This is a genomic window from Nocardia spongicola, from assembly GCF_047200775.1.
Lineage (GTDB): Bacteria > Actinomycetota > Actinomycetes > Mycobacteriales > Mycobacteriaceae > Nocardia.
The window spans coordinates 178,780-204,642 of record NZ_JBJZOO010000002.1; the positions used below are offsets into that span (position 1 = coordinate 178,780).

At 64.8% G+C, this 25,863-nt stretch carries 17 protein-coding genes; 7 read left to right on the forward strand and 10 right to left on the reverse strand.

Translation table 11 applies throughout. From position 1 onward, the window contains the following. Positions 1-2: 2 nt before the first annotated feature. A complete protein-coding gene (locus tag ACL02S_RS05895; RefSeq protein ID WP_412801268.1) occupies positions 3-758 on the reverse strand; it encodes a helix-turn-helix domain-containing protein in 756 nt (251 codons plus the stop codon). A 655-nt stretch (positions 759-1,413) separates the two neighbouring features. Between ACL02S_RS05895 and dcd the strand changes: the two genes are divergently transcribed. The 4 genes from dcd to ACL02S_RS05915 all read left to right on the forward strand — a co-directional run bounded on the left by dcd (position 1,414) and on the right by ACL02S_RS05915 (position 7,026). Next, positions 1,414-2,013: a dCTP deaminase gene (dcd, locus tag ACL02S_RS05900; RefSeq protein ID WP_412801269.1), complete on the forward strand. Its 600-nt coding sequence runs from the start codon at positions 1,414-1,416 to the stop codon at positions 2,011-2,013. Positions 2,014-2,605: 592 nt separating this feature from the next. Continuing rightward, positions 2,606-3,997, forward strand: a complete 1,392-nt coding sequence (locus ACL02S_RS05905) for a helix-turn-helix domain-containing protein (RefSeq protein ID WP_412801270.1) — start codon at positions 2,606-2,608, stop codon at positions 3,995-3,997. A 119-nt stretch (positions 3,998-4,116) separates the two neighbouring features. Then, complete coding sequence (locus ACL02S_RS05910) at positions 4,117-5,373, forward strand: pyridoxal phosphate-dependent aminotransferase (RefSeq protein ID WP_412801271.1); 1,257 nt, start codon at positions 4,117-4,119, stop codon at positions 5,371-5,373. A 378-nt stretch (positions 5,374-5,751) separates the two neighbouring features. Beyond that, a complete protein-coding gene (locus ACL02S_RS05915) occupies positions 5,752-7,026 on the forward strand; it encodes a YibE/F family protein (protein WP_412801272.1) in 1,275 nt (424 codons plus the stop codon). Positions 7,027-7,042: 16 nt separating this feature from the next. Here the strand turns inward: ACL02S_RS05915 and ACL02S_RS05920 are convergent, their stop codons facing one another. After that, the gene (locus ACL02S_RS05920) at positions 7,043-8,347 is read right to left on the reverse strand and encodes a DUF7159 family protein (RefSeq protein WP_412801273.1); all 1,305 of its coding nucleotides are present in this window, start codon (positions 8,345-8,347) and stop codon (positions 7,043-7,045) included. Between the two features lie 151 nt (positions 8,348-8,498). Next, positions 8,499-9,821 (reverse strand): UDP-glucose dehydrogenase family protein, encoded by a 1,323-nt coding sequence (locus tag ACL02S_RS05925; RefSeq protein ID WP_412801274.1) that lies wholly within the window; start codon positions 9,819-9,821, stop codon positions 8,499-8,501. Between the two features lie 144 nt (positions 9,822-9,965). Here ACL02S_RS05925 and ACL02S_RS05930 point away from each other — a divergent pair, with 144 nt between their 5' ends. Then, entirely contained in the window at positions 9,966-10,502 is a 537-nt protein-coding gene (locus ACL02S_RS05930; protein ID WP_412801275.1) for a YdcF family protein, read from the forward strand. Between the two features lie 171 nt (positions 10,503-10,673). Here the strand turns inward: ACL02S_RS05930 and ACL02S_RS05935 are convergent, their stop codons facing one another. After that, complete coding sequence (locus ACL02S_RS05935) at positions 10,674-13,730, reverse strand: (Fe-S)-binding protein (RefSeq protein WP_412801276.1); 3,057 nt, start codon at positions 13,728-13,730, stop codon at positions 10,674-10,676. A 461-nt stretch (positions 13,731-14,191) separates the two neighbouring features. On the opposite strand from ACL02S_RS05935, the gene ACL02S_RS05940 reads away from it, so the two are divergent. Beyond that, positions 14,192-14,866, forward strand: coding sequence for a DUF8020 domain-containing protein (locus ACL02S_RS05940; protein WP_412801277.1), 675 nt, complete (start codon positions 14,192-14,194; stop codon positions 14,864-14,866). 71 nt (positions 14,867-14,937) lie between these two features. Here the strand turns inward: ACL02S_RS05940 and ACL02S_RS05945 are convergent, their stop codons facing one another. The 5 genes from ACL02S_RS05945 to ACL02S_RS05965 form a co-directional block, all read right to left on the reverse strand. Next, the gene (locus ACL02S_RS05945; RefSeq protein ID WP_412801278.1) at positions 14,938-15,825 is read right to left on the reverse strand and encodes an NRDE family protein; all 888 of its coding nucleotides are present in this window, start codon (positions 15,823-15,825) and stop codon (positions 14,938-14,940) included. Between the two features lie 134 nt (positions 15,826-15,959). Continuing rightward, positions 15,960-17,282, reverse strand: a complete 1,323-nt coding sequence (locus ACL02S_RS05950; RefSeq protein ID WP_412801279.1) for a S1 family peptidase — start codon at positions 17,280-17,282, stop codon at positions 15,960-15,962. A 100-nt stretch (positions 17,283-17,382) separates the two neighbouring features. After that, the gene (locus ACL02S_RS05955) at positions 17,383-18,741 is read right to left on the reverse strand and encodes a S1 family peptidase (RefSeq protein WP_412801280.1); all 1,359 of its coding nucleotides are present in this window, start codon (positions 18,739-18,741) and stop codon (positions 17,383-17,385) included. A gap of 155 nt (positions 18,742-18,896) precedes the next feature. After that, the gene (locus ACL02S_RS05960; RefSeq protein ID WP_412801281.1) at positions 18,897-20,141 is read right to left on the reverse strand and encodes a hypothetical protein; all 1,245 of its coding nucleotides are present in this window, start codon (positions 20,139-20,141) and stop codon (positions 18,897-18,899) included. A 47-nt stretch (positions 20,142-20,188) separates the two neighbouring features. Then, complete coding sequence (locus ACL02S_RS05965) at positions 20,189-22,780, reverse strand: LuxR C-terminal-related transcriptional regulator (protein WP_412801282.1); 2,592 nt, start codon at positions 22,778-22,780, stop codon at positions 20,189-20,191. 961 nt (positions 22,781-23,741) lie between these two features. Here ACL02S_RS05965 and ACL02S_RS05970 point away from each other — a divergent pair. Then, a complete protein-coding gene (locus tag ACL02S_RS05970; RefSeq protein ID WP_412801283.1) occupies positions 23,742-24,386 on the forward strand; it encodes an endonuclease in 645 nt (214 codons plus the stop codon). A 26-nt stretch (positions 24,387-24,412) separates the two neighbouring features. Here ACL02S_RS05970 and ACL02S_RS05975 read toward each other — a convergent pair whose 3' ends face one another. Next, a complete protein-coding gene (locus ACL02S_RS05975) occupies positions 24,413-25,576 on the reverse strand; it encodes a zinc-binding dehydrogenase (protein ID WP_412801284.1) in 1,164 nt (387 codons plus the stop codon). Between the last annotated feature and the right edge of the window lie 287 nt (positions 25,577-25,863).

Here is a 25,863-nt window from a genome sequence, read left to right on the forward strand (position 1 = left end):
GGTCACGTGGTGAAGGCCAGGGGGCCGTCCGTATCGGCGAGGTGGTAGATCCACCAGGGGCGGTCGGGGAACTCGGTGGAGGTGATCGTGAGGTAATGCGGGCGCAGTAGTCCGGTGCCTGGGTCGCGGACCATGACGGTGTCGCGGGGGATGTCTTCGACGGGAACATCGGTAGTCCACAGGCGTTCCCAGCTGTCGGCCTTGCTGAAGGTGTCGATCATCCGGTTGCGTTCATCGTGGGGGATGAGCCCGAACGACAGCATTTTGAACGCGTGCACGATGAGGTGGGCCTCGCGTTCGAGGCCGGTTTCGCCCATCGCTTCGACAGCCCGGTCGTCGAGCAGCATCCATTCGATGATGTTCCCGCCGGGGACCAGGCCGGGAAACGAGTCCAGATAGCGTTGATTGGCGGCGGCGACGGTGAAGTCGGGGAGGGTTTGATAGCAGGTGGCGCCGTTGTAGTCGGCGAGGACGCGGAGGTCTTTACGGGTCGGCCGGTGGAACGTCGCGCCGAGGATGCTCGGGATCATGTTCGGCGCGGTGAGATGCATGACGTGCTGGAAGTACCAGCGGGGGATTTCCAGTGCGGTGAACAAGGCGGCCAGTACCTGATCGGTTGCTGGGCGGAGACCTTGCTCGATCTTCTTGATGATGCTCGGGCTGAGGTTGGACCGTTCGGCCAGCTGTTCTTGGGTCAGTCCGAGGTCGCGGCGGCGGGCGGCGACATAGGCTGCCAGGAGGTGGCTGGGTCTGGACATATGGGTTTTACCTGCCCTTCCGGGAACTTCGAAGTGGCGAAGGGTCTGATTTGTGTCACTCGCGAGATTGTGCGGCGGTGGGGGCGCATCGCAGGATTAGGTGTGCGAGTTTCGTGATGCGATCGGCGGGTGCGGTGCATCGCGGCGTGACTATCAGACGGCGTCGGCCGTGTAGTGGGATATGTGTTCGAGTGGATGTGTGGCTGGAGGTGAGATCAGCAAAGCTGGGTATGGGGCTGTGACTACCGTTGCCCGGTCGGCTGTGCGTCACTTCGAGTGGTTCGGCACGAAGGTGTATGCCAGGAAGGTTTCAGCATCCTGTGGCGCAGGGGGCCATGGGTAGCGCTGGGCTGGATTTCCGGGCCGAATCGGCGGAACAGCGCGATGTCGCGGGCGGCACTCCTATGTAGCGTGCTTTCGGCAATACGGTAGAAGGCAGAGTGGGACCGCGATTTTCATGGAGAAATGTTAGCAAGCGCTCCAGGGGTGGCTGGTTGGACAGGTTGCTGTCAACTTTCTGGCAAACCGAGTGTGAGTTCATCTCGCCGGTCCGGTAGCTCTGGTCGATGCGCTCCGGTCGATAGCGAGGGGATCGTGCTCGACTGAGCGCTGTGCGGCTGAACTGCCGTGACATGCGGGCGCTAGGCTCGTCGGCGTGCTGCTTTCCGATCGTGACATCCGTGCGGAGATCGCCGCTGGGCGTCTGGGTGTCGATCCGCTGCTGGACAATCTGATCCAGCCGTCGAGTATCGATGTGCGCCTGGACCGGATGTTCCGGGTATTCAACAACACCCGGTACACCCATATCGATCCCGCGCGGCAACAGGATGAGCTGACCAGTCTGGTCGAGCCGGAAGCGGGCGAGCCGTTCGTCCTGCATCCCGGTGAGTTCGTGCTCGGCTCCACCTTGGAGTTGTGTACATTGCCGGACGATTTGGCCGGTCGGTTGGAGGGAAAGTCGAGCCTGGGCAGGCTCGGTCTGCTGACCCACTCGACTGCGGGCTTTGTTGATCCCGGCTTCAGTGGGCACATCACATTGGAACTGTCCAATGTGGCGAATCTGCCGATCACATTGTGGCCAGGCATGAAAATCGGCCAGCTCTGTCTGATCAGGTTGTCCAGTCCTGCCGAGCATCCCTATGGCAGCGCCGCGGTGGGTTCGAAGTACCAGGGCCAGCGCGGACCGACTCCTTCGCGGTCCTACCTCAACTTTCCGATCCCGGAAGCAGCCCTTGGGGCTGCCGAGACACGCTGAGTGTCAACCGGGTCGGTTGCCCGAGCGGGGGCCTTGGGGTGGCGACGGGAACTGCTCGCGGAGGTGATCAGCCCCCGTCGCCTGCTCCCACCATGCGTGCCATGGCGCAGGTGACCGATGGCGGTGGGAGCGTGTCACCGCGGCTCGGCGTTTGGTCCAGAAGCACCCTTTCCGGACCGGCTGCCGTGGCCAGTCGGTGTCATTACAGCACTGCCCAGTGCGGGCAGTTCGATATTCAGCCGATCGAGTATCGCTAGGACGGGATCCGCGGGCTGTTCGGCTCGGTGCGGGAACACTGTGACGTATCGGATATCGGGAAGCGCGGCGAATCCGGCGCGCTCGATGACGGGTTGTCCGAGCCCGTGCCGAGAGAGTGTGACCCGGCCGTCGGTGGTCCCGAGTTTCTTGACATATGCGGCGAACTCCTTGTCTTCTGCTCAATGATCCCAGTCCTCGGCATATTTCGGTGTTGTCCGTATGCCAGCCTTTTGCTGCCCTTCCACCGCCATTGATAGAGACCATCTTTCACCTGTGGCCCTGCTCACAAACCGCTCGTACTCTGGGAGGAAGTTCGTTCGGAAGGGATGACATCGTGATCAGGCATTGGTCAGGTAGAGAAGTCCGGGCCCTTCGCGATGCCAAGCGGATGAGCATCAGGGAATTCGCCGCCCATCTGGGAGTGCACGAACGCCTGGTGTCCAAATGGGAGGCCGGGGGCGTCCGGGTCCATCCGCGACCGATCAACCAAGCTGCCCTGGATACGTCTTTGGACAGGTCCGACGAGGTGGTGCGGGCGAGGTTCGCCGCGCTGATCGATCAGCCTGTGATCGCTTCGGTCGGTGTGCCTGGATCCGATGGGCGCGCAGACACCTCGGTGCGTGTCCAGTATTCGGGCGATGCGGATCTATTGGCCCTCGTAGCCACTGGTGCGCTGAGAGGTGTTGCTATAGCAGCGATTTCGGAGAGGGATCTGATCATGGCGGCTGCCCATGAGGCCAGTGAGCATGCAGGCAAGGCCGAGAGCACGAATATCGGTTCGGCTACTTTGGAACAGCTCGACGCCGATGTCATGCGTATCGCGAACGATTATGTGCGTATTCCGCCGATTCCGATGATGGTGGAGATGCTGCGGGTGCGACGTCGGGTGTATCGGTTGCTGGAGGGACAGCAGCGGCCCGCTGATACCAGCCATCTGTATCTGCTGGCAGGTATGCTCTCCGGGCTGCTCGCCAATGCGAGCACCGATCTCGGTCAATACGACGCCGCGGGCGAACAGGCCAGGGCCGCCTGGGCCTATGCGGAACTGTGCGGGCACAACGGTCTTCGTGCCTGGACCCGCGGTATGCACGCGCTGATCGAATACTGGTCGCAGCGTCCGCGCCGAGCGGTGCAGCTCGTGCAGAGCGGGCAGGATTTCGCCGAGTCCGCGACCGCTGCTGTGCGATTGCACACTATCGAGGCGCGGATCTGGTCTGCTTTGGGCAGCACGGCGGACACCAGCCGATGTCTTCGGGCTGCCGCCGCGGCCCGCTCGACTACCGTGACCGACACTGTGCACGACGAGGTGGGCGGGGTCTTCGGATTCAACGACGCCAAAGCCAGCTATTACGCGGGCGCGACCTGTATCCACTTGGGTGCGGCCGAGTCGGCTCTCGCCGCTACTCGGCGGACTATCGAGTTGTATTCGAACGGTCCGGCCGAACAACGCTCCTATGGTGCGGAAGCTCTGGCCAGGGTGGACTGTGCCGCCGCGCACTTGATCGACGGCAGTGTGGACGGTGCGGCCGAAGCGCTGGATCCGGTGTTCGGTCTCGATGAGGACAGGCGCATCGCGCAACTGGGGGAGCGGCTGGGCGGTATCCGCAGACGGATCGCGGCCCCGGCCTTCCGGCATGCGGTGGAGGCGCGGCGATTGGATGAGCGGATCGAGGAGTTCTGCGGCTCCACGGCGGCCGGAGGTATCTCTCCGGGCAATTCGGCGTGAGCCGGATCACCGCATCGCGATCCGGCCCGTGGCGCCCTCACCGGCTGGGCGCACACGGTGACGGGCTGCTGGGTGCGGGCTTCGGCCAGGTGGTTTAACCGTTTGCGCCGGATGGCACCATGGGACGGGTGAGTCCTAGTCAGCATCCGCATCGTCCCCCGCGTGTTCTGGAGCAGTCCACGAAGCTGCAGAATGTCGTCTACGAGATCCGTGGACCGGTACACGCGCATGCGGCACGGTTGGAGGCTGAGGGCCACCGCATCCTCAAGCTCAATATCGGTAACCCCGCGCCCTTCGGGTTCGAGGCCCCGGATGTGATCATGCGTGACATCATCGCGGCGCTCCCGTACGCCCAGGGCTATTCCGAGTCCAAGGGCATCCTGTCGGCCAGGCGCGCGATTGTGACCCGCTACGAGCTGGTGCCAGGCTTCCCCGAACTCGACGTCGACGATGTCTATCTCGGCAACGGCGTCTCCGAGCTGATCACCATCACTATGCAGGCGCTGCTGAACAATGGTGACGAGGTGCTGATTCCCGCACCGGACTACCCGCTCTGGACGGCCATGACCAGTCTCGCGGGTGGCACTCCGGTGCACTATCTGTGCGATGAGACCAATGGCTGGCAGCCGGACATCGCCGATATCGAATCGAAGATCACCGACAAGACCAAGGCGCTGTTGGTGATCAACCCGAACAATCCGACCGGCGCGGTGTACTCCGCCGAGGTGCTCCAGCAGCTGGCCGATCTCGCGCGCAAACATCAGCTGTTGCTGCTCGCCGACGAGATCTACGACAAGATTCTCTACGACGACGCCAAGCACGTCTCGATGGCGACCATGGCACCCGACCTGTTGTGCCTGACGTTCAACGGGTTGTCCAAGGCCTATCGGGTCGCGGGATACCGGTCGGGATGGTTGGCGATCACCGGCCCCAAGGAGCATGCTGCCGGTTTCCTGGAAGGCATCGACCTGCTCGCCTCGTCCAGGCTGTGTCCGAATGTTCCCGCGCAGCATGCGATCCAGGTCGCGCTCGGTGGGCATCAGAGTATCGAGGATCTGATCCTGCCCGGTGGCAGGCTGCTCGAACAGCGTGATGTCGCCTGGGAGCGGCTGAACATGATTCCCGGGGTGTCCTGTGTGAAGCCGAAGGGCGCGCTGTACGCGTTCCCCAAGCTGGATCCGGATGTCTACGAGATCCACGACGATTCGAAGCTGATCCTGGATCTGCTGCTGCAGGAGAAGATCTTGATGGTGCAGGGCACCGGTTTCAACTGGCCCGACCACGATCACCTCCGGATCGTGACGCTGCCCTGGGCACGGGATCTCGCGGTCGCGATCGAGCGCTTCGGCAACTTCCTCTCCAGCTACCGGCAGTGATGGGGAGCGGTGATGGATGGCGTACATGCCCCGGTTCGAGCTCATAAACAGACCGTCCGTACGGATAGATGCCGAATTTCGCGACCGCCTAGCGCAAAAGAAGTACTTTTGTGTACAGTAGTCCTCGGCACCTAGAGTGCCCGGCCGGATTGCCTACCCCCCCTGGGCACATCCGGCCCCGGGTTAGGCCGCCTACCCCCCTGGGCCGCCTACCCGCGGGCGGCGGAGACATCCCCCTGCTCTCCGCCGCCCCCTTCCCGAATTCCACTCGGCTCGGGCCGCGCCACCTCTGGTATCCGGTGTGGGTGTTGCGCCGCTTATGAAAATGAAATCCTTTAAGCTCGCTCCGGTAGAGCACCTCGGAGGTTAGGGAGCGCGGTGGGCGGCCATCATCACCACGATCACTCGGGACCGATCGCGATCGGGACGACTGCGGCACGTGTGGTCATCGGGTTGCTCGTCGCGATCGGTGGCATCGTCCTGCTCGGCGCTACCGTGCTGTGGCCTAGTGAACAGCACGTCGATATCCCACTGCCGATGCAGAACGCGGGCGGTGGTGCGGTGCAGACCGAAGCGGGCACCGTACTGCGGCAGGACATCGGCCCCTGTGGCAGTCCCTCCCAAGGCAGGGTGTTCGTCGACCAGCCAGAGGCACCGCGCACCAACGCCTACTCGTGCCAGCGCAGTCTGATCGCTATCGAGTCGGGACCGCATGAGGGCACCCGCACCCTATTCGAAATCTCGCCGAGCCCAGGACAACCCGATCTGCGCGTTGGCGACGAGATCCGGCTGGTACGGCAGACCGATCCGAACGGAGTGCCGCTGTACTCCTTCGAGGACTATGCGCGTGGACTGCCGCTGACCCTGATCGGCCTGGCTTTTGTGCTGGTGATCATCGTGGTGGCTCGGTGGCGCGGGGTGCGCGCGTTGCTCGGGTTGGTATTCGCTTTCGCTGTGCTCGTCATGTTTCTGCTGCCTGCTTTGCTGGACGGCAAACCAGCGATACCGGTCGCGTTGGTCGCAGGCGCTTTGATCCTGTACGCGGTGCTGTATCTGGCGCACGGGGTGAACCTGCGCACCAGTTCCGCATTGCTCGGCACGCTGACCGCGATGCTGCTCGCCGCGGGGTTGTCCTGGCTTTCGATCGAGCTGACCAGTCTGACCGGACTTTCGGAGGAACAGAACACCGCCGTCGCCACCTATATTCAGCACGTCAGTATCACCGGGCTGTTGCTGGCCGGGTTCATCATCGGTTCCCTCGGTGTGCTCAACGACGTCACGATCACCCAGGCATCGGCCGTGTTCGAGCTGGCCGCCATCGATGAAACGGCCTCGCGTCGCGCGGTTTTCACCGCCGCTATGCGGGTGGGGCGAGACCATATCGCCAGCACTGTCTACACTCTGGTGCTCGCCTATGCCGGTGGGGCATTGCCGCTGTTGTTGCTGTTCAGCGTCGCCGGGCGGTCGATTCGCGATGTGCTGGTCGGGGATGCGGTGGCGATCGAGATCGCCCGTTCGGCGGTCGGCGGTATCGCGCTGGCGCTTTCGGTACCGTTGACCACCGGTATCGCGGTATTGCTTGCTCGCCCGTTCGGTGGGGAGAAGCTCACTGCACCGCCGCAGCCGCGTCCCGCCAGACACGCCAGGGTCTGATTCGGCCCGCTCCAGGTCAGCGGGGCGGCGGCAAAGGGAAAATTCCTGGTGGAAGGGTAGGCACCACGATCGGCGGAAGGCCTGGTACCACAATGGTGTTCGGACCTGGCGCCGGTGGCGCCTCGCTGGTCGGCTCCGGCCGGTACGGCCGTGGTGCGACAGCCGATGCCTGTAACAGCGATTCAGTGGTGGTCGGCACTACCACGGTCGGTGGTTCGAGGCTGGTGGCCGGCGGTGCGCTGGTCGGTGATAGCGAGGGCGGTGCTCCCTCGCTCGTATGCGAATCACTTTCCAGAACCTCCGGTCCGTAGCTGAGGCCGAGCCCGATCGCGGAGATCGCGGCCAGCGCACCGACCGTCAGTACCGCACCGCTGATCTGCCGCTTGCCTCGCCGGGCCGGTGCGGACAACCACGCGGGCGATAGGTCGTTGTCGAGTACCGGTTGCGGGGCGGCGGTCTCCGTGTGGTTCGGTCTGGCCAAGAGCGCGGCACCGCGGGCGACGACGCTCTCCGGGCTGTCCGGCACGATGACAGGCACGCCCATCCAGCGTTCGAGTACGCCCGCGACCAAAGGAATGCGCGCGCAACCGCCGATGGCGAGCACTCCGTGCACCGGGCGGTCGGAGCGCACGATCACGTCACGGGTCATCCGCGCCGATGACTCGATGGCCAGCATCAGCAGCGCTTCGAAGTTCTCCTGTGCCAGCAGCACCAGCCCTTGTTCGCTTGGCAGTGCCACTGCGGTATTGCTGCTCAGCTGTTCTTTGGCCGACCGGCACAGGGCGTCGAGCGCGGCCAAGCCTGCGGCGTCCGGTGGCGGTGCGATCCGGCCGGATGCGATCTGCTGCTCACGGATCAGTGAATCGAGATAATCGCCGCTGATATCACTGGTGCGTTCACTGTAGTGAACCTCACGGGTATGGGTATCGACCACACTCACCGAAAGGCCTGAGCTGCCGAGATCGTAGACGACCAGCGAGGATACACCGCGGATATCGCCTGTGGCCTGGGCGAATTCCAGTACCGCCGATATTTCCGGGATCAACTCGTAATTGGTCAGCTGCTGACGTGCCATAGCCGCGCGAATCGCGTGCGCGTGCTGCTCACCACGGTGGCCGATCGCGATGGCGTCGATATCCGGCGCGGTCTCCAAGACGACCCCGATAGCTTCGGCTGTCAGTTCCGCCACGTTCCGGTCGACGACCGGGATGGTCTGCAGATCGAAAGAATTCGTAGCGACCTGCCCGTTGGGGTCGCCGGCGTGTGGTCGCGCCATACGAACGGCGCTCGCTCCCACCGAAACTCCCAGTACCGAACTCATCAGCTGTCCATCTCGTTTCATACGTCACGACATGCGAGCCCGCCGTATTTGCCGGTATCGGCCCGCTGGACGGACCCTACCGTCGGCGATCAGCTGTGCTCGAGGCAGGACTGATCATTCGTCCGGTCGTAGTCCGCCTCGTACCGCGAGTTTACGGTGTGCCGAGTCCCGCGTATACCCATCCCGCTGCTCGCCACGTGGCGCGATCGAGACAATTCCGTCCGTCGATGATCGAGCGGGTGCGCACCACCCGGTCCAGATCCTGGGGGCACAGAGTGGCGAACTCGCCCCATTCGGTGAGGACAAGCACCACATCGGCTCGCTCACACGCCTCGACGATGGAGGTCGCGTAATTCAGGGTCGGGAACACTCGGCGCGAGTTCTCCAGTGCCTTGGGGTCGTACACGGTCACCACGGCGCCGTGCAGCTGGATCATGCCCGCCACATTCAATGCGGGCGAATCGCGGACATCGTCGGATTCCGGTTTGAATGCCGCACCGAGTACGGCGACATTGGCACCGAGCAGCGTGCCGCCGCAGGCGCGGGCAGCCATATCCACTACCTTGGCGCGGCGGCGCATATTGATGTTGTCCACCTCACGCAGCAGGGCCACAGTGTGGTCGGCGCCGAGTTCACCCGCTCTGGCCATGAACGCGCGAATATCCTTCGGCAGACAGCCACCGCCGAAACCGAGTCCGGCATTGAGGAATCGGCGGCCGATCCGCACGTCATAACCGAGGGCGTCGGCAAGCATGGTCACATCGGCGCCGGTCGTCTCACACACCTCGGACACCGCGTTGATGAACGAGATCTTCACGGCCAGAAAGGCGTTTGCCGAGACCTTGACCAATTCGGCGGTGGCAAGATCGGTCAGCAGGAACGGGACCTCGGCGGCGATCAGTTCGGTGTAGAGCTCCCGGACCAGCTCCTCGATCCATCCCGCGGCACCACGTTCCCGATCGACACCGAGGACCAGCCGATCCGGGCGCAAGGTGTCTTTCACCGCGAAGCCCTCGCGCAGGAATTCCGGGTTCCACGCCACCTCGACGTCGGTCGAGCTCAGCGCGCGGGCACGAGTGCCGAGTGCGGCTGCCGTGCCGACCGGAACCGTCGACTTACCGATGATCACCGAGGGGCGCTCCAGCATCGGAGCCAGCGTATCGACCACGGCGTGCACGTATTTCAGGTCGGCGGCGTACTCGCCTTTCTTCTGCGGGGTGCCGACGCCGAGGAAATGCACCTCCGCGTGCGCGGCCGCCTCGGCATACGAGGTGGTGAACCGTAGTCGTCCCGCGTCGAGGTTGCGGCGCAACACATCTTCCAGGCCTGGTTCGTAGAACGGCACCACCCCATCGGACAATTTCGCGACTTTGCCAGGGTCCACATCCACCCCGATGACCTGGTGTCCTAGTTCGGCCATGCACGCCGCGTGCGTAGCTCCGAGATACCCGGTTCCGAAGACTGTGCATCGCATGATCGATTGGTAAGTCCCGCCGGTGGCCACGCCACGTCACAGAGGCAAGGGCTCGGGCAACGGCAGATGTACATGCGACGACATCGTTCTTCTCGTCCCTGTGACCTGGGCGGAGCGGAATGGCGCCCGGCTAGCATCGGCGTGGTGCGATGTCGTCGGTGGGTCTGGACTCTGCTCGGCACCGCGCTGTCGGTCGTTATCGCCGTGGTCGCGCTGTGGCCGGTCTATGTGCGCCCGCGTACCGACCCGCCCGCCCCCGCGGATGCCATCCTCGTTCTGGGTGGCGCCCATGACGGGCGGGAACAACTCGGTCTGCGTTTGGCTCGTGCGGGTTACGCACCACGGGTGGTGTTCTCCAACCCCTACACCGACAGCGCCATGATGAATCGCATCTGCCACGGCGGCTACAGCTTCGAGGTGCTCTGCTTCGATCCAGCCCCACGCACCACCCGCGGTGAGGGCCGTGCCCTCGCTCGGCTCGCGTGGGCCGACGAGTGGCGCCGGGTGATTGTGGTCACCTTCACGCCACATGTCGCCAGAGCCCGATACATCCTGGGGAAGTGCTGGGACGGAGAGCTGCTGTTCGCCGAGCACCGGCCCGACCTCTCCGTCGCCCGCTGGGCCTACGATTACGCCTATCAGTCAGCAGGGTTCGTCAAAGCGTTCTTCGAGGATTGCTAGCCGTCGCGGGTACACGGACGATGCCGTGGTGGTGCCGAGCTGTGCGCGGGATTTCCGGCGGCAGGATCACCGCACTGCGGGACGTGCACTGAGATGAGCAGAGCCCGGGCCCCTGTGCGGGAACCCGGGCTCTGCTCATCTATCGGGCGGCTCGCTTATCGGATGCCGTGCTCAGTTCTTCCGTCCCGGCGCCTTGGCGCCGGATTTGAAGCCGAGACCACCCGGCTTGGCGGTGGGCGGTGCGATATCGGACGCACCGTTACCGCCTGTGCCGTTGCCGGACTTTTCTGGCTCGGTCGGTTCCGCGGCGGGGACTTCGTCCGTCGCGGCGGGCTCGGTGGGAGCCGGGGCCGCGGCACCGGGAGCCTTGGGGCCGGGGCGCTTGAAGCCGGACTTCATCGCCAGGCCCTTGGCGGGAACTGTCGGCTTGGTCTCGGTCGGCGCAGCCGCTGTCTCGGCGGCAGGCGCCGCTTCGGCGGACACCTCAGCCGCGGGTGCCTCGGTGGTTGGCGCCTTGCTACCCGGCGCCTTGGCCGCACCCTTCATCGCGAGTCCCGGTGCCTTGGCTCCGCCCTTCATACCGAGGCCCTTGACCGGCGGTGCCGCCGGTGCCTCGGTCGCCGGGGTGGATTCGGCGGCGGGGGCTGCGGGTGCCTTGGCGCCGGGTGCCTTGGCTCCGCCTTTCATACCGAGCCCGCCGGGTGCCTTGGCCGGGCCCTTCATGGCCAGGCCCTTGACCGGCGGTGCCGCCGGTGTTTCGGCTGCCGGGGTGGATTCGGCGGCGGGGGCTGCGGGTGCTTTGGCGCCGGGTGCCTTGGCAGCGCCTTTCATACCGAGTCCGCCGGGTGCTTTGGCCGGGCCCTTCATCGCGAGGCCGCCACCGGTCGGCGCGGCCTTGGTGGCGGGCGCGGGGGCCGCGGCAGCCGGGGCAGGTTCCGGTTCCGGCTCGGGTTCGGTTTCCGGCGCCTTCGGCTCCTGGATCACGGTGAGCTTCTCGGTCAGTTCGGCAGGCTCGACGCGATCGATGGCATCGAGCATCAGCTGCGCGACGTCCACCACCTCGACGCCTTCGCCCTCACCCTTCTCTTGGCGAGCAGTGACGCCATCGTTGAGCATCACCCGGCAGAACGGGCATCCGGTCGCGATCTTCCCCGGTGCGGAGCCGCCCGAAGGCGCGGCGAGGGTGCTCAATCCCTCGTCCACCCGGTCGATGTTGATGCGCTTGCCCAGCTGCTCTTCCATCCACATCCGCGCACCGCCCGCGCCACAGCACATGGACCGTTCCCCATGCCGTGGCATCTCGACCAGATTCGAGCCGGAGGCGGCCATCAGCTCACGCGGCGCGTTGTAGACCTTGTTGTGCCGACCCAGATAGCAGGGGTCGTGGTAGGTGACGTTCTGCGTTACCGAGGCCACCGGGATCAGCTGCTTGGACCGCACAAGGCGGTTGAGCAGCTGGGTGTGGTGCACCACCTCGTAGTTACCGCCCACTTGCGGGTACTCGTTGTTCAACGCGTTGAAGCAGTGCGCACAGGTGACGACGATCTTCTTCTTGGACTGCTCGACACCTTCGAACACCGAGTCCAGCAGTTCGATGTTCTGCTGGGCCAGCTGCTGGAACAGGAACTCGTTACCCGCGCGCCGCGCCGAGTCACCCGTGCAGGTCTCCTCCGCGCCGAGCACCATGAATTTCACGCCCGCGGTGGCCAGCAGCTCCGCGACCGCCTTGGTGGTCTTCTTCGCCCGGTCCTCGTACGCACCCGCGCAACCGACCCAGAACAGGTACTCGTACCCGTCGAAGGAATCCGCTTCCCTGCCGAAGACCGGGATCTGGAAGTCCAGCTCGTTGATCCAGTTCAACCGGTCCTTGGAGTTCTGCCCCCACGGATTGCCCTTGTTCTCCAGGTTCTTGAACAGACCAGCGAGCTCGGACGGGAAGTCCGATTCGATCAGCACCTGGTAGCGGCGCATATCGATGATGTGGTCGACGTGCTCGATATCGACAGGGCACTGCTCCACGCACGCGCCGCAGGTGGTGCAGCTCCACAACACCTCGGGGTCGATGATGCCGCTGACATCCTCGCCGCCGACCAGCGGACGCTCGGCCTCCGCTTTGGCCTGCGCCGAGATCTTGGCCAGCCGGGCCTCGTCCGGGTTGCCCTCGGCGTCGACCAGGCCGACCTCGTCGCCACCGATGTCCTTGCGGCCACCGGCCAGCAGATAGGGCGCCTTGGCATAGCCGTGATCACGCAGCGACATGATCAGCAGCTTGGGCGAGAGCGGCTTACCGGTATTCCAGGCCGGACACTGCGACTGGCAGCGACCGCATTCGGTGCAGGTGGTGAAGTCCAGCCAGCCCTTCCAGGAGAAGTCCTCGATCCGGCCCGCGCCAAGCGTGTCGGTATCGGGATCGACGTTCTCCATGTCAAGAGCGCGGCCCTTGGACATCATCGGCTTGGCGGCGCCGAGGGCGACATCGCCGTCGTCTTCACGCTTGAAATAGATATTCGGGAACGCGGAGAACCGGTGGGTGATAACACCCCAGGTGACATTGCGGCCCAGGTACCACAGGAACGCCATACCCGACATCAGCTTGATGAACGCGAAGATCGACACCATGGTCGGGCTCGCGGGCAGCAGCTCGGCCACCCGCATGGTGAAGAAGTCGGTCGCCGGATTGGCGTGGCCGTAGGTCGCGATCTTGCCGGCCTTGACGAAGATCATGCCCAGACCCTCGAGCAGACCGACAGCCTCGATGAAGTACGCGGCGGTGAAGTTCGAACCGCTGAAGCGTGACAACCGCTCCGGCACGCGCGGGTGATTCAGCTGACGGATGGTGATCAGCGTCAGAATGCCGATAACCGTTCCGATACCGAGAACTTCGTCCCACAGATGGTATACAGCCGTATCACCGATGATCGGCCAATGGAATTCGGGATCGAAAGTCTGACCGTACGCCTCGAACCACAGCATGAAGCCACCGAGAAAACCGATCATGAAGATCCAGTGCGCCCAGCCCACGGTGCGGAACTTGACCATTCGCGTGTGTGCGATGAACTCCACCAGCATGGTCTTGAAGCGGGGGAGGAACGGACGCCAACGATCAGGAGCCGACTGGCCGATCATGACGGTACGGACGACTCGGGACACGCCGCCGAAGAACGACGCCCAACACACAAGGCTGAGCACCGCTCCAATCGTGCCCAGCGTCACGGTCAGGGCATTCATGTTGCGACCTTTCTTTCGAGGCAACACGAGCGAAGGCGGCCATAGCACCGCCTCGGTTGGCTCGTATCCTAACTGGCAGTAAGTTACCCGCCGGTAACAAGACTGTCCATCATCGGTTTTTCACTGTGCCGGGGCTTTATATGCGCCCGAGGTCGACTCGATATCCGTCTGTGATGAATGTCATAACAGTGCGGCGGCTGATTCGAACTCGGCTGACTATCACCGTAAACGCCAAGGTGTTCTGCCCTATTGGTAAGGATTGGCTTAGTTCTCCCGGTCGGTAAAGGATGTCGCTTTAAGTCGTAGTGTCCGATTACACTCACAGCATTCTCTTAACTGTGCCTGTCTTCACACTGCTCGGGGAGGGTCCGTGGTCGATACCGGATTCGATGCAGAAGGCTCTCGCGTGCTGAAGACCGGCTGGTGACAACGGTGTGACCACGGAACGGATTGGAAACTGAATGAAACTCCGCAGAATCGCCGCGGCGTCCGCGATGGTGATCGGTGCGATGACGATCGGCCTCGGGACCGCGCACGCCGAGCCGGTCTCCACATCCGGGCAGGACATCAGGTACTCGGTCAAACTGGTGGACCAGACCGTCGTGACGACGCTCAAGGGAGGGACGTTCGAACTGGCGAAATCCTCCGAGGACGTCGAGGAAAACGACATCTACAAGGTCAAGGATGCGGCCGGGGAGACGGTGATGGCCTTGCCGATCGCCTTCCAGCTCGGCGAGATCACCGTGCCGGTGAAGGCCGTGGTTTCCGATGACGACGCCGTATTGAAGCTGACCCCGGAACAGGGCGTCGCGTCCACAGACGAAACGGTTCGCTCGGTCAATGTCGTCGCGGACCCGATCGCCTCGCCGATGGAGAACCAGCGCGCGCAGAACAACTTCTCCAGCCAGTTCGGACTGGCTACCGCGATCGGTGGTTTCGTCGGCACCGCTGTCGGCGCCGCGGTCGGTTGTGTCGTCACTCTCCCTGTCTGCATCCCGGGCGTGCTGACAGGCGCTGGTGTCGGCGGCATCCTCGGCACCATTGCGGCCGGTGGCCCCACGCTGGTGGTGGCGGGTATCGATCTGCTCAACACGCTGCAGGCGCCGGAAGGCACCACACAGTGGGCGGATAAGTAACTCATCCGGCCGGACGTAATACGTTCGATTCCTGGCGGCCCGTGTTCCTCGGAACGCGGGCCGCCAGCCGTCTATCGGGGAAGATCCAGCCGGCCGCGCACAGCGACCTCGCCCAGTTCCCGGCCCTGTTCGCCGAAGGAGCGTTCGACCATATCGAAGGTCCCGTTCTCGCGTACGAGCAATACGGTGCATGCCCTGGTGCCGTGTACCGCGTCCGCGATGAATCTGGCCGACAGCGCCCGTTCCAGCTCCAGCGGTACCCCGGTCCGCGGTAGCGACTCGTCCGGAGCCACGGTGCGATCGGCGAGTACCGCGAAATAGCGATCGATCGCACTGGGCTCGGTCTGCACTACCGCCCGTAGCTCGGCCACACCTGTCCGTACTTTGGGCCAGACGGGCTGTGGTGCGCCCAGTTCTGGTTCCGCCTCGGTTATCCCCGCGGAAGCGACGAATGCGTCGTTGGAGACGCCGTGGAAGCCAGGAGCCAGTTCCCTTGGCTCCGCGGTGCCGCGGTTGGAATGCCACCACAGTGTCCGCAGATCGGAGACCACCAGGTTGTAGCCGTTGTACTCATCGGGTGCGGTGGCGATATCGAGTACATATTTCTCCGGGCTGGGCAGTTCGCCCACCGGGTGGTGGTCCGCGGTCCCGCGTAGGAAATCCAGCAGCAGTGCCCCGCGGGAACGGGCATCGAGGCGCTGGCCGCTGGGGTTGCGCACATTCGTGACCGCCGCGAAGCGACTGTTGCCTGCAGGCTCGGCGATGAGCCCTAGCCAGGTACCGGGAGATTCGTTCGCTGCCCGGCCCGCGGCGCCGGTATCCCGCCCGGCGAGCAGATCGGGTACTTCCGGCCACCAGCGCATGGGCTCGGTCGGCCGGGTATAGAACTCGTCCCGGTTGGCGGCGACGATCAGCCGGTATTCCGGATGCGCGCGCCAGCCGATCAACATCAGACACATGTAGTCCAGAATGCCGGACCGGACAGACCGGACAGACTGCCTACCCGGTGTTCTCCCCGCTGGGCCGGATAAGGGCAGCGGAAAGGAGGAGCAGGCAGCGGGCCCCCGCTGCCTGCTCCTCCGGTGTCCTGCGGTCAGCTGGTGCGTACGCGCAGCCCCGGGTTATCGGAGAGCACGACATGCACCGGCTGTACGAACAGTTGCGGCACGTCACCGGTGAGGACACCGAGCAGGTTCGGGATCGCGCACACCGGATACTGCGCTACCGTCGACGCGCTGGAGATGCCGAGTGCCAGCCTGCCGGTTACCACCGGACCACCGCTGTCACCGGGCAGGGCGCAGATATTGGCCGAGAAGCTCTGTGTGAGCTGCCGCTCACCTACCTGCACAGTCTGGTCGACAGCGTTGATCACGCCGCAACTGAAACCGGTGCGTGTGCCGGATTTGCATACCGGCGCTCCGATAACCGGGATGGCTACGCCCTCGATCGCGATCGCGCCCGCACCAGGAACCCGGACGGCGTTATTGGCGAAGCGGCTCTCGGCCTGGTCATCGATACGCACAATCGAGTAGTCCTGCGCGCCGAGCACCGATTTCTGGAATACGCCGAGGCGCGCGCCGGGATCGTTGCCGTGCAGCTCGTAGATGGCCGCGGCTTCGGTACTGCCCGCCGATGGAATATCCGGGTTGCAATGACCCGCGGTGATGTTCACTGTATCGCCGTTACGGTCGATGCCATTGAAACCGAGCGAGCAGCGCAGCGACTCGTCTCCAGAAATCGACGCGTAGCCGTCGCCTCCGGCGAGGGCGCCCTGTGCCCCGGCGATCTCACCGGCTTGCAGGGTGGTTTTCTCGCCCGCCACCGGTGGGGCTGTCACCAGCACCCGTGCCGGATCGATGAAGCTGGGCATGGGCAGGCCCGCTTGGTCCACACGTACCGCGATGGTGTTGTTCACGGTATCGACCACGGCGCCGCGTACCTGCGCGCGCACTGCTTCGGGTTGGTCCTCCAGCCAGCGCTCGAACGCGCTTTTCTCGCCGCGCAGCACAGCCTCGCTTTTGGCGACGTTCTCGACTCCGAAACCGGCCGATTTCGCGGCTTGCTCCGCCTCGTCCGCACGGGGGCCATCGGCTATCGCGATAACCGGCTTACCCGCCTGGTCGAGCCAGGAACCGGCGAATACGGCCGGATACCGGCGCTGCGCTGTGGTGGCGAACGCGGCCACCTCTTGGGCGAGCTCGGCGCGGCGCAGGTACTCCGCCGGCGAGATCTTCAGATCGCGGGCCAGCGCGGCGACCAGCTCGGCGGGCATGCCGGGGGTCTGGTCGGGTGCGGCTGTCGCTACTGCCGTGGTCGGGCCGGACAGCAGGATTGCCGCCGAGGCGGCAATCAGTGCTCGTCGGATTCCGGTCTTTCGTAAAGCTGATCGGAGCGGACCTATACGTGGCAGGAGCATTACCAGACTATATGGGGTTCTGTACGGTATGCCCACCCATCAGTTCGCCCGATAGTCGGTCGGTCGGACTGATGGGCCCGGGTGCCTCGTGGAGAAACGTTCAGCCTGCATTCGGCACGGTGCGTACCCTGATGCCGCTGCCGATCCCGCCACCGGAGTTGGCATCGATATCGGCCAGGATCGGACGAATCGGAATGCCGAGGGATGCGGTGCCGCCATACTGCGCGAGGGCGACATTGGCCTCATCGCAATTCGGCGCGTCCGCGGAATTGGATCCGCTGGTGATGCCGAGTGCCAGCGTGCCGGATACGATCGCGCCACCACTGTCGCCGCCGAGCGTGCACGCCGAACTGGCGAATCCACGTACGGTCTCGGCCTCGCCCTCGGCGGTGTAGAGCTGGGTCTCCACCCGATCGGCCAGGACGAAACCACAGGTGAAGGTGGACGACTGGCCCGATTTGCAGACCGGGGCGCCGGTGATCGGGTCGGCGGTGCCGGTGATCGACAGTGTGGTGCCGCCGGAGCCGCGCACCGAGGGCTGGTCCATACCTGCCCGCACCGCGCGCTCGTTCAGCTTGATCACCGAGTAATCCAGCGCGGATGGGCCGCCGAGTGAGGCCCGCACGAAGGTGCCGAGTTCCGGGCTGGCGGGAATGTTCCCGGCATCCGGCATGTAGACGCCCGCCGTCTGATCGGCTTCGTTCAGGTTCGGATCACAGTGGCCCGCACTGATGTTCAGTGCGTTCCCTGCCGCGTCGATGCTGTTGAACCCGAACGAGCAGACATCGACGGCGCGCAGCGACTCGTCTTTCAGCGAACCGGGGGCGCTGATGTAGGTGTCACCACCCATCGGCCGGTGCTCGATCGGCCCCCCGTTATCCGGCGACAGTATGACGGTGATGTTCGCGAGCAGGGTGGGCAGGTTGAGCAGGTGTCCCGCGGGAGTGTTGGCGACGTTGAGTATCAGCTTGCTGTTGAGGAAGTCGATGGCCACCGAGTTGATCGCTTGCGAAATCTCGCGCGGCAGACCGGTGATCCACCGGTTCAGCTGTACCAGCGTGTTTTCCAGGCTATCCGCGGATACCGGGGCCAGCTGGGTCTGATAACCGTCGGCCGCGGCGATCTTGGCGGCGTCCAGCGAGGTGACCGCGATGACCGGCTTGCCGTCGGGGCCGAGCCAGGCGCCGGCATAGGAATCCGGTCGTTCCGCGCGGAACTCACGCGAGTAGTCGTGTAACTGCTGTGCGCGCGCGGCGCGGTCCAGGTATTCCGTTGGGGTCATCTTCAGGTCACGGGCGATCGCCTGCACCAGTTCCGGCGGTAGCTCGTCCACGCTGAGTTGTCCGGGGGCATCGGGTGCTGCCGAAGCGGTTGTCGTGCCGGACAAAGGAGCCAGGAGAACGGTCGAAGCGATAGCAACAGCTTTGACCGCGGCGCGGCGCGCCACCAACTTGCGCATGAAGTCCCTTCGTCGGCACACAGGTGCCAGCTAAATCCGTGGCCATGAGCAGAATTCATTGGCTCACAGTCTTCGTCCAGCGACAGACCGCTGTGGAAGTTCATCCGAACAGTACGGTCAGCGCAACACTTTAAGCCAAAAACTCCGAAAGGACGCTACCAACTACTGGATCCAGGGTGTTGCCACCCCTGGGATGGAATAGGTGGAATGTTCGGCAGTTGCGGGAATGGGCGTGGCGTGGTCGTGGTGACCTTGGTTGTCGGCTGCTGAGTTGTGGTCGGTGGCACGGGTGTCGTGCTGGTTGCCTGTGGGGTTGTCGTGCCAGTTGTCGGCAGGGTGGTCGTGCCGCTCGGTGGCACCGTCGTCGTGCTGGTTTTCGTACTGGTCGGTGACACCGTTGTCGTGCTGGTGGGCAACACGATTGTCGTGCTCACCGGCGGCGGTGGTGGTGGTGTCTGCGGCTGCGGGTTCTCGGGGGGCACCGTGGTCGGCACCGGTTCCTCGCTGGTCGGAGCGATAGACGACATGATCGGAAGCGGAGGTGGTGGCGGATTCACCGCCGACATGTGCTCGGATTTGGCGTCGGGCGGCGGTGACACCGGTGTCTTGTCGTTGTCCCGGAACAACAGCGCCATGACGGTGCCTCCGAGCATCAGACCGAGCAGCGCGGCCGCGACTACCAGGAGCGACGTCGGTCGCGATCTTTTCTCGGGAATGGCGCGCGGCCCGCTCTCCTCAGCGGAAGCCGGTGCGGCGGCCGCGATCGGTTCAGCCATCGGGAGGGCCGCCGAGTATGCCTGCGGTTGCGCATCGGGGGTTGGCACGGACGGAATGACGATGGTGTCCACCGCCGCGTTCTCCGCGGTCGCCGGGTCGGGCGGGGTAGCTCCCGCGGGGGTGGCCAGCACAGCCGCCAGTGCCGCACGGGCCGCGTCATGGGCCAGCGAGCTGTCCTGCGCACCGGTTTCGCTGCTCGGCAGTTCGCTCTCGCTGACCAGCAGCACCGAGCGCAGGCCGAGATAGTCCAGTGCCTCACGCAACGAACGCACCTGCTCGGCAGGCCAGTCCGCCGGATACGCCGCATAGAACTCGGCCGGACCGCAGAGATGTTCGGAGGCCAGGTCGATCAGGCAGAACAGCGCGGTCGCGACGAGGTCCTCGGCGCGATACGCCGCACCGTCGTCGACCGAGATGCCAGCGGGGTCGCCGACCGCGGATACGAATCCGGTGATCGAATGGGAGTACCCGGCGGGCGCGGGACCACCCAGTTCGGTATCGCCGTCATCGGACATATGCAGGGTCGGTTCACGGACGATGTATCGCGGTTCCTCGTCGCCGTCGGTGACGAGGACTGCTGTGCACTCGTCCTCGGCGATACGCAGGCCGACCCCAGTGGCCATCCTCAATACCTCGCTTCGGCGTTCCCGCTGACGGAAGCGCGCCTCGGTCACACCAACAGCGAGTTGTGTCCCATGGCGCGGAGCATCGACAATAGCTCCGAACGGGAGCGGGCGCCGACTCGGCGTCGGATGCGAGCAACGTGATGTTCGACAGTCTTGGCGGAAATGTACAGGCGCGCGCCGATCTCTCGGTAGGTGAGCCCGAGCAGGACGAGTTCGGCTACTTCGTGTTCGCGTTCGCTGAGAATCGCGGGTGCGGGCTTGGTCGCGGGTGCGGGGGCGGTTTCGTCATCGGTGTGTGCCGCGGCTCCGGCCGGTTGCGGCCGCGGGTCCTGGGGACGCGCGTCGGCGCGGATCGTGCGGGCGAGTTCGAGCAGCTCATCGGCCATCGGGGTACCGGGCACAGCATGCGCGGCTTCGGTGGCCAGCCTGGCTCCGTCCCAGCTCATGCCGATCCCGGCGAGGCCGGTGACGGTCGCACCGACCGGTGCGGTTTCGGTCTGACCGCGTAGTACGAGCATCCAGGTACGGCTCGCGTCGGCGAGTACGGTCGCGTGCCGGTCACCGGTTTCGGCCGCGGTCTGCAATGCCCGCGCGTGCGGTAACAGTTCCTCGGGGCTTCGATGTGCGATCGCGGCCTGTACGCCGTACCAGTGGAAAGTATTGGACCAGATCGGTGGCTCGCTCATACGGCGGAGCAGGGCGAGCCCGGCGTCGACCAACGGAGCGATCCGGCGTTCATCACGCATCCGGATCCCAGCCAGCCACAGTTCGCCGATCGGCAGTAACGCCAGCAGATCGGCCTGTACGCCATCGAACATCGGATACGCCGTCTGCCATGCGCGCGCCAGGGCGATGTGATCGCCACTGCGCCGGGCGAGACCGACCGCTATACCGTGCGCGAGCAGTCGAGCGCGTACATCCAGTTCGTCATGGTTCAGCGTGGCTATCGTGTCCGCGGCGGTGCGCTCGTCACCGCGCAACATCGCTGTCCATGCGGTGAGTACCTCGAGGTGTGGGTGGTTCAGTCCGCTCGCGCTTGCTCGGCAGAGTACCTCCGCGGCATGTTGCGGCTCGCTGCCGCTGAGCGCGATCACCGTAGCGATCGTTACCGCGAGGCATGGGAGGAAAAGGTCGGCATCCGCCTCCGGGTGCGCTGCTTGTCTCAGTGCGGGCAGCGCCGTAGCAGCGCTTGCGCCGGACCCGATGGTGTCGGCGAGGGTGGTGGCGATCAGTCCGGCGCGCGCGTTCGCTTCGGTGGGTGGCCACTGCGCCGCTGATGCGGACATCTGTTCGGCACCGGCCGGATCGCCAGCCAGGTACAGCACAATGGCGCCGATCGCCCAATCCGGGCCTGCCCGGTTCGCGCCCAGCCAGGTATACAGCTGCGCCGCGCGACCGACCAGGCCACGGCGGGTCAGCACGGTAGCGCAGATCCGTACGGCGGTCGCGAGCTCGGCGCCGGTGCTGCCCGGACGGGCCAACATCGGCTCGGCCAGTCGCATAGCTGTATCGCCGTCGCCGGTGCGTGCGGCTGCTTCGGCCCAGCGCAGCGCGATCGGATCGAGCTCAGCGCCCGCGGCCGCGGCGGCGGCGTAGTAGCCGCCCGCATCGCAACCTGCTTTCTCCGCGGCAGTGATGAGGAACCCGGCCAGGCGTGGATCCCGGACACCGGACTCGGCGAGTTGCAAGGCAGTGTGATCGCGCAGTAGGCCGGCTTCCAGCCTGGTGCTGAGCAGCTTGCGCTCGATCGCGACGAATTTGCGTTCGCCGAGCAGCGTACGCAGCGGAGCGACGGCGGGCGCGAGCAGCAGGTCGGCATCGGTCACCAGCGCACTGGCCCTGGCCCGGTCGATGAGTTCCTGGGCAGTGGTGGGTTCCACCCCGAGCACCTCACTGAGTTCCCCGGAGTCCAGCCCGGTTCCGGTGGTGGCGACCACGAGAGTTGCCATCAGATCGGGTTCCAGGTCGTCGAGCAGTCCCCGCGCCCACGTGGTTACGGCGGTATCGACGGCGGTGACGCCGGCATTCAGACGTGCCGAGCAGGCGGCGGACAGCGCGGTGACCACACCGCCGCGGATTCCGGCGGTCTGCGCGTGGATGTGCTGGGCGATCCGGCGCGGCACCATCAGGCCGAGCTCCCTGGCGAACGGCGCCATATCGGCGACACCGAGCGGACGCAGGTCGATGATGCGACCGCGCCGGTTGATCGCGTCGGTGAGCCGCCGTAGCCGCGGGTCATGCGGGCGTGGCTGCATGGCGAGGATCACCGTTCTGGTTTCTGTGGTGATAGCGGCGCAGAGATATTCCAGATCGAACGGGCTGAGTAGGTGAGTGTTGTCGATGACGAGGGCGGGCTTGGCGGTGCTGGTGGCCACGCTGGATCCGCCGACGGCGGTCGTGCTCGCGGCCTGGAGTGCCGGATGCGCGCCGTTGTGCAGGCGCCGCATCACGGCGGTGTCGTCCTGTACCGTTACACCGCGGGCCCGCAGCCGAGCTCGGATCTCCGCCAGGAGTGTCGATTTACCGGTTTGCGAACGGCCTCTGATCAGATAGATGACCGGCTGCTTGTCCACGGAATCCAGGTCGCGGAAGATATCCCGCGCACAAGGGAGGGTGTCGAACGCGGCCTCAGGCATCGGAGTTTCCTCCGAGTGGTCCTGGTACGCCGTCGGCGGCGTACCGGGGGGTGCCGTTATCGCGGCGGGCCCGGTGTGTGGGGCCGTGGCGCGGGTCGGTCGAACTCGGCAGCGATCCGCGCGGCCGGTCTTCCCGCACACCGCGGATCGGCCGCGTAGTGCGGGCACTTCGATCCGTGAGATCGAGCTGTGCCGACACAACCGTCGCAGTATTTATGGAAAGCTCCTTTTTCGCTTTTCTATAGCATTCGTACGAAGCCGTTGATTCGCGTTTCATCGCTGGGCCGAATGGGTCGTAATCCGAGACGAACAGGGTATTTGCCAGAACATAGCGCATCCTCGGTGTATTTGAATTACATACTGGCGACGTCGGTGTTTCGTCCCGGACACGTCGAGCCGCTCCGCGTGTTCGGTGACTCGTGCGGAGAAGTACTCCGATGGGATTCCTATATGTGGTGCAGCCGATGCCGCCCGTGCTGGGGTCGGTCGGGTGCGGTACGCCCCACGACGGCGACACAGTGCGTGGATATGCGCATAGATCGACGTCATCGGCTGTGCTGTTGTGGTAGTCGCTATGGTCTGTGGCTGCTGTGGCGGCTGAATTCAACGCGCGGACAGTGTTGCCCGGCGCCAGACGCTGTTTCATTCGAGAACCCCGTTCGGAAAGCTGTCCGGTCCGGTTTTCCTACGGTGCGATCCGCGGTAGCGCACGGCGCGCCGTGGTTGCGTCATTGCAATGGTTCTTTCGGTTGCTGGACGTCAACCGTTACTTCTCGGTAGGGGATGGATGAGATTCTTTATTTCTTTGGTACCACTGCTGTGTACCCGGCGGGGAGCATGGAATCGACCCGTTCCGGCAGGCGATAGGCGTTCTGGTATGGAATGCATTCCGCGGCAGGGGCGGCGAGTGGTGTAGCCGTCTTATCCGCGGGTATGCGGTCGGCAGCGAGAGGAGGAGATGATGAGTTACGAGGATGTCGTACACGAATTGCTGGTCCGCGCTGGCACCGGATACGCAGAGGAAGCGGGTATCACGCTCGATGACCAACCGGCTCCACTGTTCCAGCTGCTCATGCTCGCTCAGCTGCTCAGCACCCGGATCGCTGCCGAGATCGCGGTATCGGCCACGCGGGAGCTGATCGGCAATGGGTACCGCACACCGCACCGGGTCGTCGACGCGGACTGGCAGGAGTTGGTGGATGCGCTCGACCGAGCGAATTATCGTCGATACGACGAGAGCGCCGCGACCAGGCTCGGTGCCAATGCCGCGCGTTTGCTCGACCGATATCACGGTGATCTGCGTGAACTGGCGGAGAAGGCGGGTAACGACCCGAAGCGTGCTGCCGCTTTGCTGCAGGATTTCCAAGGTATCGGGCCCACGGGAAGCGATATCTTCTTGCGTGAAGTCCAGGACATCTGGACGTGGGTCCGGCCGCACTTCGACGAACGCGCCTTGCGTGGCGCCAGACGCGTACAGCTACCGGAGGATCCCGACCGGCTGTCGGATCTCGCGCCGGATCACCACACCGCGGAACTCGCCGCGGCGTTGGTGCGGGTGACGTTGGATGAGAAAATCGCCGATGAGGTCCTCGCGGCCGCACCGTGACGCCTTGGCGCTCTAGGTGTTGCCACTCAGAGCGGTGTTATGGCCGAGCTGTGCGGGTCGACCAGGATTTTGGCATGCCACTGCGGGTTGGCGAGGATGGTGAAGGCGTTCGCCACGCCATCCAGCCCGACGGTTCCGGTGATCAACGGGGCCGGATCGATCTTTCCTTCGGCGAGCATATGCAAGGTATCCCGGAACTCACCGGGGTCGTAACCCAGCGCGAAGCGGAGTTCGATCTCCTTATTGATCGCCATGGCGGGATGGAAATGGTCGGTTTCCATGCACACTCCGACCACGACCACGCGCGATAGCGGCGGCGCCGCCGTGATGATCTGGTCGATGATTCCCGGCACGCCGACGCATTCGAAGATCACTGGCCCGGCCGGTCCCGCGTTCATCTCGCGCATCAGCCGGAAGAAGTACCACCACGGTAGGTGCGGAAGTCGCCGCAGCCGTTCCATGGCGTCGAAACCCAGGTCGAGGATACTGGTGAGGCTGTGCGGCCGCCCCTTGTCCTGCACGGCGTCCCATGGCGATGTGATCGCCGGGTCGACCACGATATCGGCGCCGCATGCGGCCGCGAGATCCCGTCGGTGCAGCGAGGAATCGCTGGCCACGATGGTGCGCACGCCCGCAGCTCGCAACATGCTGATCACTCCGAGGCCGATCGGCCCGCAGCCGATGACGAAAGCGGGCCGTTTCTTGCCGACCCGGCCCATGCGCACGGCGTGCCAGGCCACCGCCATCGGCTCGGTCAACGCGGCGTGCGCACCGGCTAATCCGTTGGGTATCGGCATGGTCATCGATTCCTGGACCACCACATGTTCGGCGTAGCCGCCTGGCGCCGCACTCGACAGCCCGACCAGCTGCGGTTGTTTCCGCTGTCGGACTATCGGCAGAGCCACCACCGGGGTGCCTGTTTTCCACCGCTTATGGCAGTCCGGTCCGTACTCGACGACGGTGCCACTGAATTCATGTCCGAGTACCACGCTCTGGTCCCGGCGCATGAAGTGTTCGTAGCCGGTGGCCAGGGCCAGATCGGCCATCTCATCGGCATGTGTGCGCGCGTGCAGGTCCGAGCCACAGATACCGCAGCGGGTGACCTCGATCAGCACCTGACCGGAACCGGGAAGCGGTGTGGGTAGTTCGGTGACCTCGAACTCTCCCGCGGTGACGACTGCTGCCCGCATGATGACTCCTCGGGTTCGATCGCGCACAGATGGCCCGGCCCGCCCTCACCTTACTCCCCGGCAATGTCCGTAGCGGGGATTTTCTGCCCTCGACCTGGTGTTTCGTCGGCACCTGATGCGCGTGGACCGTGCTCATGTCCGCGTCATCGTGGTAGGCCCGCACCGGGGTGGGTCGTCGTCCTGGTAGTACGGGTAGTAGCCGCGTTTCGGTGTTCGATGACGACATGGTCGGCGATGTGAACGACCGTCAGGCGGCCGGTGCGGCAGATTCGCGGGCTTTCGGGAAT